The sequence below is a fragment of the Microbacterium sp. PI-SA-G genome (genome assembly GCF_057215335.1).
Genome location: NZ_CM170103.1, coordinates 2,447,394 through 2,460,149, shown reverse-complemented (window position 1 = coordinate 2,460,149; position 12,756 = coordinate 2,447,394). Strand labels below are relative to the sequence as shown.

Annotated in this window: 13 protein-coding genes and 1 pseudogene; 4 read left to right on the top strand and 10 right to left on the bottom strand. The window is 66.8% G+C overall.

Annotation, left to right across the window (positions count from 1 at the left end):
• The first annotated feature begins 65 nt into the window (after window positions 1-65).
• Complete coding sequence (locus AC2D10_RS12000) at window positions 66-914, top strand: helix-turn-helix domain-containing protein (RefSeq protein ID WP_484707965.1); 849 nt, start codon at window positions 66-68, stop codon at window positions 912-914.
• A gap of 44 nt (window positions 915-958) precedes the next feature.
• Here AC2D10_RS12000 and AC2D10_RS11995 read toward each other — a convergent pair whose 3' ends face one another.
• Together AC2D10_RS11995 and AC2D10_RS11990 are read right to left on the bottom strand one after the other, a co-directional pair.
• Complete coding sequence (locus AC2D10_RS11995) at window positions 959-1,381, bottom strand: hypothetical protein (protein WP_484707964.1); 423 nt, start codon at window positions 1,379-1,381, stop codon at window positions 959-961.
• Between the two features lie 334 nt (window positions 1,382-1,715).
• Window positions 1,716-2,810, bottom strand: a complete 1,095-nt coding sequence (locus AC2D10_RS11990; RefSeq protein ID WP_484707962.1) for an ATP-binding protein — start codon at window positions 2,808-2,810, stop codon at window positions 1,716-1,718.
• 109 nt (window positions 2,811-2,919) lie between these two features.
• Between AC2D10_RS11990 and AC2D10_RS11985 the strand changes: the two genes are divergently transcribed.
• On the top strand, window positions 2,920-3,120 hold the full coding sequence (locus tag AC2D10_RS11985; protein WP_484711879.1) for a hypothetical protein: 201 nt from the start codon (window positions 2,920-2,922) through the stop codon (window positions 3,118-3,120).
• 10 nt (window positions 3,121-3,130) lie between these two features.
• Here the strand turns inward: AC2D10_RS11985 and AC2D10_RS11980 are convergent.
• Window positions 3,131-3,373, bottom strand: a pseudogene (locus tag AC2D10_RS11980) (pyridoxal-phosphate dependent enzyme); the annotation flags it as partial.
• A 230-nt stretch (window positions 3,374-3,603) separates the two neighbouring features.
• On the opposite strand from AC2D10_RS11980, the gene AC2D10_RS11975 reads away from it, so the two are divergent.
• Both AC2D10_RS11975 and AC2D10_RS11970 read left to right on the top strand, forming a co-directional pair.
• A complete protein-coding gene (locus AC2D10_RS11975) occupies window positions 3,604-4,593 on the top strand; it encodes a hypothetical protein (protein ID WP_484707961.1) in 990 nt (329 codons plus the stop codon).
• Between the two features lie 20 nt (window positions 4,594-4,613).
• A complete protein-coding gene (locus tag AC2D10_RS11970; RefSeq protein ID WP_484707959.1) occupies window positions 4,614-4,925 on the top strand; it encodes a hypothetical protein in 312 nt (103 codons plus the stop codon).
• A gap of 389 nt (window positions 4,926-5,314) precedes the next feature.
• Here AC2D10_RS11970 and AC2D10_RS11965 read toward each other — a convergent pair whose 3' ends face one another.
• From AC2D10_RS11965 to AC2D10_RS11935, 7 genes are all read right to left on the bottom strand, one after another.
• Window positions 5,315-5,911: a DUF305 domain-containing protein gene (locus AC2D10_RS11965; protein WP_484707958.1), complete on the bottom strand. Its 597-nt coding sequence runs from the start codon at window positions 5,909-5,911 to the stop codon at window positions 5,315-5,317.
• Window positions 5,912-5,968: 57 nt separating this feature from the next.
• Window positions 5,969-6,658 (bottom strand): TetR/AcrR family transcriptional regulator, encoded by a 690-nt coding sequence (locus tag AC2D10_RS11960; RefSeq protein WP_484707956.1) that lies wholly within the window; start codon window positions 6,656-6,658, stop codon window positions 5,969-5,971.
• Between the two features lie 23 nt (window positions 6,659-6,681).
• Window positions 6,682-7,944, bottom strand: coding sequence for an amidohydrolase family protein (locus AC2D10_RS11955; RefSeq protein WP_484707955.1), 1,263 nt, complete (start codon window positions 7,942-7,944; stop codon window positions 6,682-6,684).
• A gap of 117 nt (window positions 7,945-8,061) precedes the next feature.
• Window positions 8,062-9,690, bottom strand: a complete 1,629-nt coding sequence (locus AC2D10_RS11950; RefSeq protein ID WP_484707954.1) for a glycosyl hydrolase family 28 protein — start codon at window positions 9,688-9,690, stop codon at window positions 8,062-8,064.
• A 57-nt stretch (window positions 9,691-9,747) separates the two neighbouring features.
• Window positions 9,748-10,731 carry an acetylxylan esterase gene (locus tag AC2D10_RS11945; RefSeq protein ID WP_484707953.1) on the bottom strand — a complete coding sequence of 328 codons (984 nt, stop codon included), beginning with the start codon at window positions 10,729-10,731 and terminating at the stop codon, window positions 9,748-9,750.
• Window positions 10,732-10,791: 60 nt separating this feature from the next.
• Window positions 10,792-11,601 (bottom strand): NAD-dependent epimerase/dehydratase family protein, encoded by an 810-nt coding sequence (locus AC2D10_RS11940; protein WP_484707952.1) that lies wholly within the window; start codon window positions 11,599-11,601, stop codon window positions 10,792-10,794.
• Window positions 11,598-12,755, bottom strand: coding sequence for a hypothetical protein (locus tag AC2D10_RS11935; RefSeq protein ID WP_484707951.1), 1,158 nt, complete (start codon window positions 12,753-12,755; stop codon window positions 11,598-11,600). Before AC2D10_RS11935 ends, AC2D10_RS11940 begins: the two co-directional genes overlap by 4 nt.
• Window position 12,756: the final 1 nt, after the last annotated feature.

Genomic DNA, 12,756 nt, shown 5'->3' with positions numbered 1-12,756 from the left:
GCAGTGGCGCACCCAGGCAGTGGCGCACCCTGTATCCGGCGCTCGGATGCGGGCAAGCTGTCTGTATGGCGACCAACGATCTCGGACTCTTCCTCAGCGCGCGACGCGCTGCCGTCAGTCCTGACGCCGCCGGCATCCGCTGGAGCGGGGTCCGTCGGGTACCCGGACTTCGCCGCGAGGAGGTCTCGATGCTCGCCGGGGTGAGCGTCGACTACTACGCCCGACTGGAGCAGGGGCGCGAGGAGAACCCCTCGGCATCCGTCCTCAACGCCCTCAGTCGCGCACTCGACCTCACGCCCGATGCCCGTGAGCACCTGTATCGCCTTGCGGGCACAGCACCCGCGCCGGCACCGTCGCCGGTCGTCGAGCAGGTGGAATCCTCGTTGCTGCGACTGCTGGACGCCTGGCCCGACACTCCCGCGTTCGTCCTCGATCGGCGCCTTGACATGCTCGCCATGAATCCCCTGGCTCGGGCCCTCTATTCGGCGTTCGCCGATACGCGCAACCTCGCTCGCATGGTCTTCCTCGACCCTGCCGGAGCGGCCTTCTTCGATGACTGGGAACGGTCAGCGCAGGCGAGCGTCGCCAACATCCGACTGGCACTGGGCTACGACGCGCATGACAGCGCGACTCTGACGCTGGTCGAAGAACTTCGGGCCGGCAGTGCGCACTTCGCCGCGCTCTGGGCTCAGAATGATGCCCGCGGAAAGACCCACGAGGCCAAGGTGTTCGTGCACCCCGATGTGGGGCGCCTCACCCTCGAGTTCCACGCCTTCGACGTGCGCGGTGCGACCGGGCAGCAGCTGATCGTCTACCGCGCAGAGCCCGGGTCACCAAGCGACGATGCCCTGCGCCTGCTCGCCACGATCGGCGCGACCCGCGGAGCCGCCGAGCACAGCGGTGTCCGCGAGTGAGAGAGGCTCAGCCTCTGTGCGCTGCAGCTGCCGAATGTCGGCGACTAAGGCGAGGTGGTGAGTTCGCCCCACTCGATAGCCGCGACACAGAGGCTCTCTCCCGAGCCGCGCAGAAACAGAAAACTCGGCACCTCTCTTCCGCCGATCGCCTCATCGGTCGGGGAGAGGTTGATGAACCAGGTGGGGGATGCGTCGGCGTAGTCTTTCCACTCCTCGTCTGTGTATCTCTCGGGCTCACCGGCAGCCAGCGTCTCCCACAGCTGGGATGACCCCACCTCGGGATCCGTGTCCGCACACACCTGTGAGGAATCGCCCGAGGACTGCATGTCGTCGATGACACGTTCAGCCACGGCCCTGACAGCAGCACCTTCGGAGCCCCAGACCAGCGAGTCAGTGGAACACCCCGCACACGCGGCGACTACTCCCACCGACGCACCCAGAGCAAGAACTCCTACGAACCTACGCATGCGTCAAGTCCATCACGAGCCGGGTGAGTACCCGCCGAGGCATTGCGGCGCGATCCTCAATCAGCGAGTTCAGCCAATCGCGACTCCACCGCACGCGCTTCGTCTTCGAGCTCCCACCGTCGACTATCGGCAGCATGGCCGCCGCCGACGCTCAACCCTGCGCGCCACACCTCAGATTGCTGCTCCTTGATCACTGCGAGTCGTTCGCGGCGATGACTGTGCGGCGTCGTTGCTACTGCGTGCGGATCAGCCAGCCAGCCAGCCAGCCAGCGTGCGTGACCGAGGGTCGAAGACCTCGGAGCCTATCTCGGGGGCCTGCGGCGCGATGACGCCGTTAGTTGCGCCGGAGGTGCTCTCGAAGTCCTGGGATAGCGAACTCCAGTCGGCCTCGTCCCGCCGGTTGGATAAGGCCTGCGTCGATGAGTCGTGCGCGGTAGTTGCCGACGGTGTTCTTCTTGTCTCCAAGCCGCTGCCCGATATCAGCGGTAGAGGCCGGCGCATCGTCTTCTGCCATAGCCTGCAGAAAAGCCAAGTCTTTTTGGGACACGGTCGAGAGAGCTGCTTCGATAACGACCCGGGTGTTGCGACGGTGGGCGGCGGACAGAGCGAGCTGCACGTCCTCAGCGGTGAGCGGCGCGTCGGTGGCTTCGGCGAGTTGCCAGAGGTGGTAGCCGATCAGCTGAATCAGGAATGGGTAGCCGCCGGTAGATTCCGCAGCGATTCGGAGTAGGGCCGGGTCCAGCTGAGGTGTGAGGGCGGAGAACGTCTCAAGGTATGAGCTTTCGACTTCATCGATGGCTGCGGCATGCAGGTCGATACGGTCGGCGCGTCGGAGGAACGTCGCCACACCTTCATTCAGAAGGTCAGATACTGCCGCGGGGAGACCTGCAAAGACTAGAGCGATGGGTAGGCCGTCGCGGATGAAGTGTTGAACGGATGCTGCCAGCTGGGCAAGCTCGTCGCGATCCGCACCGTGAATCTCGTCCAGGGTGATAGCTAGCCCGGTTCCGCGCGCATCCAGGTGGCGCAGCAGCTCTTCGCCGACCTGGCGCCATCCCGCTTGTTGCACCGGGGGAAGTTCTGTCGTGACGGAGAAGCCTGCCGCGCTGATACCAGTAATTCTTCGGCCGGCGGGCCCGACGCCGATGCTCTCGGATGCCGAGCGCATCGACTCGCCTATCCGTCCTAAGAACCCTCGGGTGGCGGTCTCAGAAACCACGATCCACCCCTGAGTAAGAGCGGCGTCTTCCGCTTCGCCCAGCATCACGGTCTTGCCGATGCCGCGCGCGCCGGTGAAGATGGTGAGCAAACCCGGGGCGCCGGAGCGAATACGGAGTCCGTAAACGAACTCATCGAGGACCCCCGCGCGTCCGATCAACTGAGGCGGCTCGGCCCCAGCCGTAGGTCGAAATGGGTTGGTCTCGCTCATGACACCTCCTGTGAACGGTTGTGTACTTAGTGTACTTCGATGTATTGCCAGCGATAGATGAAGCCCGGCGCGCATTCGAACTTGGTCATCGACTGCCTTGCCCGGGCGCATGCGTACGCGAGCCGCCGCACGGGATGCGATACGGCTGCTTCCCCTGATCCTTCAAAGTCTCTACGGTGCGATCGGCGTGGACGTCCGCATCCGTCTGACCTGCCCACACCACGGACGCCCCGAACAGCTGATCCAGGAGCACATTGCCGGTGGGCTCGGCGGGCGGGCCGCTCAGCACGAGAACTACATCGAGCCCTAGCCGCGCAACTAGCCGCCGCGGTGAGGCGAGCGTGGTTGCTCTGAGCCGCGCCCGTTGTCGCGAGGGTGTCGGCACCCGCTTCGATGGCTTCGGCGAGACTGTACTCCAGCTTTCGAACCTTGTTCCCGCCTCCGCCCAGTCCGATCAGATCGTCACGCTTGATCCAGAAGCGGGCAGGGTCGAGGCCTAGGGACGCGGCGAGTCGGTCGGCGCGATGGACCGGCGTAGGCGCTTGGAAAAATGACGTTGTCATATCGGAAGCCTCCCAGAGAACAGGATCTTGGCGTGCATGTCGGGACGGGGCGTACTGGAGGAGGACTGCGGGTCGCGGCGACCTAGAGGCACGTCGACCTCTCGAGCCGTGTTCACCGCCCGACAGCGGGGACGAGCGATTGGTCCGTACCGATTGGCCGCTGGCGAATGAGTGCGCCGTGCTGCCTGACTGTGGCACCCTGAGTCCTGGGGCGAGTCTGGGGAGACGGCATGCGAATTCTGGCGATCATCGGTGCGATTGTTGTGACGGTGGCGTTGTTGGTGGGCGGTGGGGTCCTGCTTGCGCTGCAGGCAGAGGGTGGGGGTGAGTGGATCCTTCTGGCGACGACTGCGATGACCACATACGTGATCGCGCCGCTATTGCTGGGCAGCATGCTGATGTTCTGGGATGCGAGACAGTCCGACAGCGCCCGGCGCGCCTATCGTCGATCGCTGCTCACGACGGTTGGCGCCCAGGTGCTCGCCACGGTTCTGCTGAGCGTCTACGTCGTCCTCAGTCGAACTCCCTGGTGGGTGGTACCGCTGTTCGCCATCATTGGGATCGGACTTACGGCCGTCGCTGTCGGGCTCGGTCCGGTGATGAGGCGGACGGAGGGTCCCTCGTCCTTGCGGACCGAGGGTGCGGTGTACACGCGTACCGACCTCCACCGTGACCTACGCCGCATTATTGTGACCGGCTTGGTGTCCCTGGTCGTGAGCGCTGCGGGAATCACTGCTCTCATCTTGGCGCTCGACGAGGGGGAGGCGCCGGGGTGGGGAATGATCTTCTATGCGCTGCTCTTTGCGATCATGGCCGCGGCGATCTCTTGCACCTTCGTGAGCGTGCGTCTGGGGCGGCAGCAGCGAGACCTCGTCGACGGCGACCTCGACCGAATACGTGAACTTGGAAAGATCATCGTTCGCGGCAAGAAAACTTCCCTTTCCGCCGAGACTGAGGCCGTCGCCCCCCGGTTTGCGGCCCTCTCAGCGGTCGCGCAGGCTTATCAACTCGCGCAACTGATCGGCCTGATGGGTGGAATCGGAACCGTGCAGCTCATTCGGTTCCTTGATGATCCGACCGAAGTGCTTTCTCTCGTGCTCGTGATTCTGTTCGTCGCACTGATCATCGCTTTCGGACCTCTCGCGGTGATACAGCTACGTCGAGCGCGCAAGTATGCCCTCGATCATGGCGAAGCGATCATTGAGCCTCGGGTGACCTAGTTCACAGAGCCGAGCTGTTCTTGAGCGACCGCGAGGACGAGGGCTCAGAGAACCTCACCGACTATCAGCGTGTTGCGGTGGAAGGCCGGCTGGCCGAGCTCGAGCGCCGGTTAGTGGACCGCGAGCAGGATGGTCTGCGCTGGCCGCATGGTCCGCCTCGGGCACTGCGAACCCAATCCGCAGAACTCGAACTCCAGGCAGCCGCGATACGGCAGCAGTTGGGGATGCCTCCAGCGCTCGGTAGGCCGCTCAGGGACGGCTGGATCGGCTGGATTGTGCTGTGTGTAGCTGCCATCGCCGTGGTGGGCGTGATCTTTTTCATCGCGCGCTAAGCGTTCACGACGCGTCCAGCTTCCGGGGCTGACTGATCTGTTCGGTCCAACTGGATGCCTCGCGGTGTCGTGCTCACCAACCGCGCGGCGTCGCGGATCACAACCTACTGTGTGCGTCACGTCGCCGCCTTGGTCTGCAGCTAGGACAGCCAGCCCGAAACTCACCAGCGCAGTCCCGTGGAAGCGCGGCATTCGGCTGGCTAGCGCTGATCGCCGGGTGCACGTATGACCCGCCCGATTAAATGCACGGTGATGGCCCCACAACTGCAACTGCGAAATCATGACGGGATTGAGTCGATTTGAGCACGTCCCTCTCGATCACGATGTTCGTCACCGAGCATCTCTCCGTCACATCGACCTCGACGCCGATCTGACCCGCTCAGCCGTGGTCAGGGCGTCGCCAGGATCGCTTCCATCTCGACGATCTCGGTGGTCTGCGCCTCGATGATCTCCTGCGCCAGAGCGACGGCCTCGCTGTCTCGGCCGTCGTCGACTTCGTCTTGAGCCATGTCGATCGCCCCGTCGTGGTGCTCGATCATCTGCTCGAGGAACAGACGTGCAGCGTCGGCACCACTGGCATCCTCGAGAGCCTGCATGTCGTCGGCGCTCATCATGCCGCTGCCGTGGTCCATCGCGCCGGAGTCCGCGGCATCAACACCCCACTCTTCGAGCCAGCCTTCCATCTTCTCGATCTCGGGCTGCTGGGCGGCCTTGATCTTCTCGGCCAGCGCACGCACGCGCTCGTCTACGCCGTCCTTGCCGAGGATCAGGTCTGACATCTCGACGGCCTGTACATGGTGTTCCCGCATCATGGTCGCGAACATGACATCCGCGTCATTGGCCTCGCCCTCGGCTGCCGGACCGGAGCTGCTGCCGTGGTCCATGCCCGGCATGTCGCCTCCGGAGCCGGTGGTGCCGGCGCAACCGGAGAGGGCGAGCAGGGCGGTGAGGGTGACGGCGGCGGCCGCCGTGGAACGGTTCTTCATGGGACGAGCATACCCCCGGGGGGTACCATCAGGAAGGAGGTGACGGATACTTCTCGACTAATCGGACGGCACCGGAGTGCTCGCGATGCCGTCGATGAGAACGTCGAGTGCCCATGTCATCCGGCTCACCGGCGTGCCGGCGACCAGGGCGTCGGCCAACCGCACGACGTTCGGCGCCTCCCCCGCGTCGGCGTTCCTGAACGCTCCCCGCAGAGCACCGAGCCCGTCGCTCTGCGCCACGCGGCTCTTCGTGCTCCGGCCGCCCGCCGGACTGTGCTCCGCCGCGCTGGCCGTCACGTGCAGCAGGAGCAGGTCGACGCCCCATGCTGCCCGATCCTGCTCGACGCCGCCCGCGAGGAGCAGCGACAGGATGCGCTCGTAGAGGCGCACGGCGTTCGGACCCGTCGGGCGCTGCAGCAGCGCTGATCGGGCGAGCCCGGGGTTCTCGAACAGCATCTCGGCGTAGCTCCGAAGAACCTGTCGGAGTGGCACTCGCCATCCACCGTCGACCGGGACGGTGAGCGAACCGAGCAGATGCTCGAGCACGGCCGAGTGCAGTCCGACGGTGCTGTCGACGTAGACGTAGAGGGATGCCTGGCCGGTGTCGAGCGCGTCAGCGACCCGACGCATCGTCGCCCGCTCGAGCCCCTCGGCACGCATGATCCTGATGGTCTCGGTGACGATCGACTCCATCGACAACGACGGCTTGGCCGTGCGCGCCCGCCGTTTGCCCCGCGTGTCGTTCACCGGCCCAGTGTATCGAGCGTCATTCACGCCTCCGCGGGCTGCCGACCGCTCCCCTGCGAGGCGGCGAGTCGGGTGCCGCGACGCCAGACCGATCGGATGTTCAGCGTGTCGCCGATCTCGACCGTCGGGTCTCCGTCGACGAGGAGCAGGTCAGCCCGAAGCCCGACGGCGATGCGTCCGCGATCGTCGAGGCCGAAGCGTCGGGCCGTGACCGAGGTGGCGGCAGCGAGGGCGGCGACCGGCGTCAACCCTGCGCGCACGAGGTAGCCGAGTTCCTGGTGCACACTGGCACCGTGCGCGAGGCCTCCCATGAACGGCAGCGCGACGGAGGCGTCGGTTCCCACCAGGATGTCGACGCCGGCGTCGTGCAACGCCTTCACCGTGGCGAGGACGTCTGCGAGGCTCCCCTGCGGGTAGTGCCCGAAGCTGGACCGCAAGGTGGTGTCCCACTCTTCGGGCAGACGCGAGGAGACCCGGGGGTCGTCGGCGAGCTCGACTCCGGTGATGCCGATCATCGATGCGTTGAGGACGACGCAGGCGGTGACGAACACTCCCGCATCGCGGATGGCCGACACGATCGCGTCGGTGTGCGGCTCATCCACGAACAGATGCGCGAGTCCGTCGACACCGGCGTCGAGCGCCATGCGCGTGGCATCCGCCGTGAGCGTGTGCGCGATGGTGAGCAGGCCCTGTTCGTGAGCGGCGGCGACCCCGGCGTCGAGCGTCGCCTGGTCGAGCATCGGGATGCCGGGGTGGCCCTCGACGGAACCGTCGTCGACCATAAACTTGATGTAGTCGGATCCGTCGGCCTTTAGCCGCGGGACGACCGCCCGCGCCTCCTCCGGCGTGGTGACGAAAGCCGCGACCGGACGCGGGCCTGCCGGAGCCGGAGCCCCGGCAGGCGGACCGGGCCGAAATCCCTCGGGGAAGAGCTCCTCCGGGTGCCCGCCGGGAGGCGTCAGTCCGAAGCCCGATGAGCGAACGTCGGCGACCGAGTCGTCGGCCCCGATCTCGGCCCGACGGAATCGGGTGTTCGCGCCCTGCATCTCCAGCTCCGTGGTCACACCAAACCGGAGCGCGAGACCCAGGCTCTTCCTGTCGGTGTGCGTATGCGCGTCGATGAGGCCGGGAAGGAGGGTGCGTCCGGAGCCGTCGACGATCTCGGCGCCGTCGGGCACCGGGTCACCGATGCCGACGATGAGACCGCTCTCGATGACGACGGTGGTGGCCTCGAGGACCTGCTCCCCGTCGAAGATCCGAACATCGGTGATGGCTGTGGTGGTCATGCAGAGCTCCCTGGAGTAGACGCGTCCCGGGTCGGTCTGTCGACGACGGATGACGCGCAAACGAACATGTTCGTTACGATATCACCCGTAACGAACATGTTCGTAATTTGCGCGGCGCTACTGCACGACGATGTTCGCGGTGTGGACTGGATTGGTGAATCCGAGCTCAGCCAGCGACATCGCATAGCCGGAGCTGCCCGGCATCCGAATGGAGTCGAACACCACGTTGCGGATGTTCGACGTCGGACTGAATCCGCTCAGGATCGGCGTGCTCGTTCCGTCGTCGCGGACGTTGATGTGGCTGACGGTGACGCCGTCGATCGGTCCGGCTCCGTCGTTGTAGGCATCGCCGATCTGGAACAGCGCCCAGGTGCGCCACACGTTATTGGTCTTCGTGACGCGTTCGATGTCGATGTTCCGGAACTCGATGTCGCCCGCGGTGCCGGCCCCCGACTGGTGGTTGATGCCGATGCCCACCGACGAGTCGTGGATGACACTGTTCGTGAACCTCACGTCGGTGTGATTCGACACCACGCCTTGACCGACCTTGAAGCCGAAGCATCCGGTCCACGAGATGAGGCGGTCGAAGGTGACGTTCTGCACGATCTCGGGATCGCCCGGCCAATTGATGGTGATGCCCACGTTCTTGGGCCAGCTCTTCGTGCTGTACGGGTCGTCATGACCGATTGCGATTCCGTGTTGCACGAGAACGTTCTGCGACTCGATGACGTCGATCCCGTCGTTCTCTCCCATGTCGAAGCGGTTGAAGATCTTCATATGCGTGAACTGCAGGTCGTTCGAGCGGGTGGGGATCACGGCCCAGCTCGCCGCTTCGCGGATCGTCAGGCCGTCGAGCCGGAAGTTGCTCGTCGCGATCGGCGCGAGGATGTTCATGCCGAATCCGGCCGCGAACGCTGCCTTCCCGTTGCCGTCGAGCGTTCCGCGACCACGCATCGTGATATTCTCCGAGCCGAATTCCGTCTGGATCCACCACGTCAGATCCCTGTTCTGCGAGGACTTGTGTGCGTCGACCGTGTACAGGCTCTTGTCCGGCCGCATCCGCCACACCGACCCCGGCGCGAAATACACGTCGATGTTGCTGCGGAGCTCGATGTTCCCCAACGAATACACGCCCGCAGGTACGTACACGATGCCGCGAGTCCCGGCTGCGGTGCCGTACGCGCTGGCCGCATTGATGGCCGCCTGCACGCCGGGTGTCGACAGCGTGCCTCCTGACGCGTCGGCGGGATAGGCGGCGGAGCCGACGCGGAAGATCCCCGCACCGCTCGTCGCCGGCACGTTCGTCTCGGCGGCTTCGGCCGAGATGATCAGCCTGCGACCCGTGTCCAGCTTCACGATCAGATACTTGGGCGTGGAGATCGTGAAGGTCGACCGCGGCCCGCTGTGCGTGGCGACATGATTGTCCTTGATGGGCGTGATGTACGTCTTCGTCACCGCGCTACCGTCGAGCTTGGTCACGGTGATCTCGGCCGTGCCGGAGCCCATCGCGAACTCCGCGTAGTCGTAGGGCTCCTGCGTGCTCGCGTATCCGTTCACCGGGACGGCGACGCCGTTCACGGTCAGCGAGTACGAGGTCGAGACGGAGTGCGCCGCAGTGACGGGCACCGGTTGGATCGTCGCGGGCGCCGCATACGCGGGCGGCCCGCCGGCGACCACGAATCCCAGGGCCAAGGCGAGGGCGGCCAACACTCCGACGCCTCTGCGCCCCTTCATTGAATGATGCATCTCTGACTCCTTTGTTCGATGATGCGGATGGGTGGATTCGGGTGCCCGCTGGGCAGGTCAGTCCCCCGCGCGAGCGACGAGCTCGTTCAGCCACGCGGTCTGGCGGAGGGTCTGCGTCCACCCGCCTCCCTCGTGCCCGTTGAAGGGATACACGGCGATGTCCTTCTGCGCCGAGGCGTGGTGGTTGTACGCGGCGAACACGGTCGAGGGCGGGCAGGTCGGGTCCATGAGCCCGACCGAGTAGAGCGCCGGGGCGTGCGCGCGCCGGGCGAAGTGCACCCCGTCGAAGGCGGACAGCACCGCGAAGACGTTCTCGACCGACCCGCGGTGCACCGAGAGGTAGCGGGTGATCTCGAGGTAGGGGTCGCGGCCGCCGATGTCGACCGCGCGGCGGAAGTGGCACAGGAACGGCACGTCGATCATCGCCGCGAACAGGTCGGGCACCAGGCCGGCGACCGCGAGGGCGATGCCTCCGCCCTGGCTTCCGCCACGCACCGCGACGCGGCGCGGATCGACTCCGGGCAGCGCCCTCGCCGCCGCGACCGCGCGCACAGCGTCGGTGAAGACGCGCCGGTAGTAGTAGTCGTCGCGGTTCTCGATCCCGCGAGTCGTGAACCCCGAGGTCGCCGGTCCCGAGCCGTGCGGGTCGGCGGTCGCGCCCCCGTCGCCCTGGTTCGCTCCCTGGCCTCGGGTGTCGACGAGCAGGTGCGCGTATCCCGCCGACGCCCAGTGCTGGTGCTGTCCCGGGAGACCTCGCCCTCCCCCGTACCCGATGAACTCCACCACGGTCGGCAGGGGTGCCTCGGCGTCGGCGGGGCGGGTGAGCCAGGCGCGGATCGGATCGCCCCCGAACCCGGCATAGGTGATGTCGTGAATCGTCACCAGCCGGTAGACGGACTCGACGGGCTCGACCACGAGCGCGAGGTCGAACTCCGCCGCCTCATCGAGCGTGCGCGCCCAGAAGTCGTCGAAGTCGTCGGGTTCGTCGACGGTCGGGCGAAGGTTCTCGAGCTCGGGCAGTGCGAGATCGGTGCGGGGCATGGCGGCTTCTCTCGATGGCGGGCGGGAGCAGTGGCGGGCGGTGCGATGGCGGTGATCGGGTCAGAACGGTTCGCCGAGCTCACGCCCGGGCGCGAGGAACCCGCCGGCGAGCAGGTCGTCCCAGGAGTGGACGGTCGGGTCGACCTGATCTGCGAACTGCTCGGCATCGTCGGCCGCGAAGAAACCGAACCGGTGCGCTGCCCGATCATCCAGCACTCCACGGGTGTTCGACGACACCCCCCAGGCGATGAGGTGGCCCGGCGTCGCGTCGAGCAGGAAGGCTTCGACGGCTCGGGCCAGATCGTCCGGCGAGAGCCAGAGCGACAGACCCCGCGCGCTGTGCGGGGCATCGGCGATGTTGGCGATGCGCAGCGAGAGGACATGCAGGCCGAACCGGTCGGCGTACAGGCTGCCGAGCGCCTCCATGGCCACCTTGCCCACCCCGTAGTAGCTGTCGGGGCGCGGCAGTGGATTCTCGGTCTGCGAGACGGCATCGGTGCGCGCGAAACCGACCGCATGGATCGAGCTGCCCAGGATGACGTGCGAAACGCCTGCCCGTCGGGCCGCCTCGAGGACGTTGCGGCTGCCGTGGATGTTGACGTCGAGGATCTCCTCCCAGGAGCGTTCGCGCGCGTGACCGCCGAAGTGGATCACGAGGGACGCGCCCGCGAACGCCTCGGTCAGAGCATCGAGGTCGCGCAGATCGACGCGTGCGCTCGACTCGCCCCTCGCCTGCTCGGCTTCGGGTTGCACGTCGCGCACGTCGATCAGGTGAAGAGTGCGATCGGGTCGCGCCAGTCGGGGGCGAAGCATCGACGCCAGCGTGCCGGCACCGCCGGTGATGACGATGCGCTGCGGTGTTCCGTTCATGTCCGCTCCTCGGTGGCCGCCGTGATCGCTGCGAGCGCCGTGGTCACGGACGCCGCCCTCTGCGCGGACAGGAGTCCGCCGTGATAGATGACCAGCTCGTCCACGCCCCGGTCGATGTACTCGCGCCAGCGGACGCGAAGATGCTCGGACGTGCAGTCGGGCGGCGCCGACAGGTATGCCGCGATCGCCCCGGAACCCTGGGCGCGGAGCGCGGCGATCGCTGCCGCATCGAGGGAGTCGATCGTGTTCTCCGAGAGGACGACCGCATCGACCGCGGCCACCCCGTCACCGAGGAAGGCGAACGAGCTCGTCGACCATTCATCGAGACCCGCGTGTGCCGACACCCGCGAGGCTCCGGCTGACCGCGCGGCGCCGACGACCTCGTCGAGCAGGAGCGCGACCGCGGCCCGGCGCGTGCGCAGGATCGGGGCGGCGTACTCGCCGATCGCTTCCTCGACGGTCAGCGCTCGGGAGCCGACGCCGGCGCGCACCGTCGCAGCCGCCGCATGCGCGTCGACGCCGGCGGCGGCCAGGTCCGAGGTGCACACCGCGCAGAAGCAGATCGACAGGAGCGCGGAATCGATCGGGGTCCAGTCGGCGAGGCTGGTCTTGTCGTGCGCGCCCGCATGCTCGATCCCGAGTGGGCCCATCGCCTCGAGCATGATGTGCTCCACGCCGACCGAGACCACCTCCTCGACCAGCGTCACGCAGTACTCCCGCACCTCGGCCGACGCCGGGCACAGCGCGTGCGCGAGGGTGTCGCCGAAGGCGTTGCGCACGCGGAGGTCGGCCGTGGCCGCCGACGTCGGCGCATCGTCATGCGTGAGGACCACCCACGCGTCCGTGGCGAGGCCCACCCGCTCGAGGGCCGCGCGGGCATGCCCGAACGAGTCCGTGTCTGCGCCCATCCAGTCCGCTGCCGACACCGGTCGAAGCCGCCGTCCGCTCCACGCGGATTCGCGTACCGGAATGTAGAGCGCCGACCGCGGGGCCTCGACCACCCGGCGCGTGGCATGCCGAGGCGTGCCGGCGCGCACCGCATGGTACGCCGCTGCGAGCATCACCCGATCGGCGCCCAGCGCCGCGAACCGGTCTGCGGCGGAATCATCGCCGAGCAGATCCCAGGGGTACGCACACACGCTCGAGCGGACCATG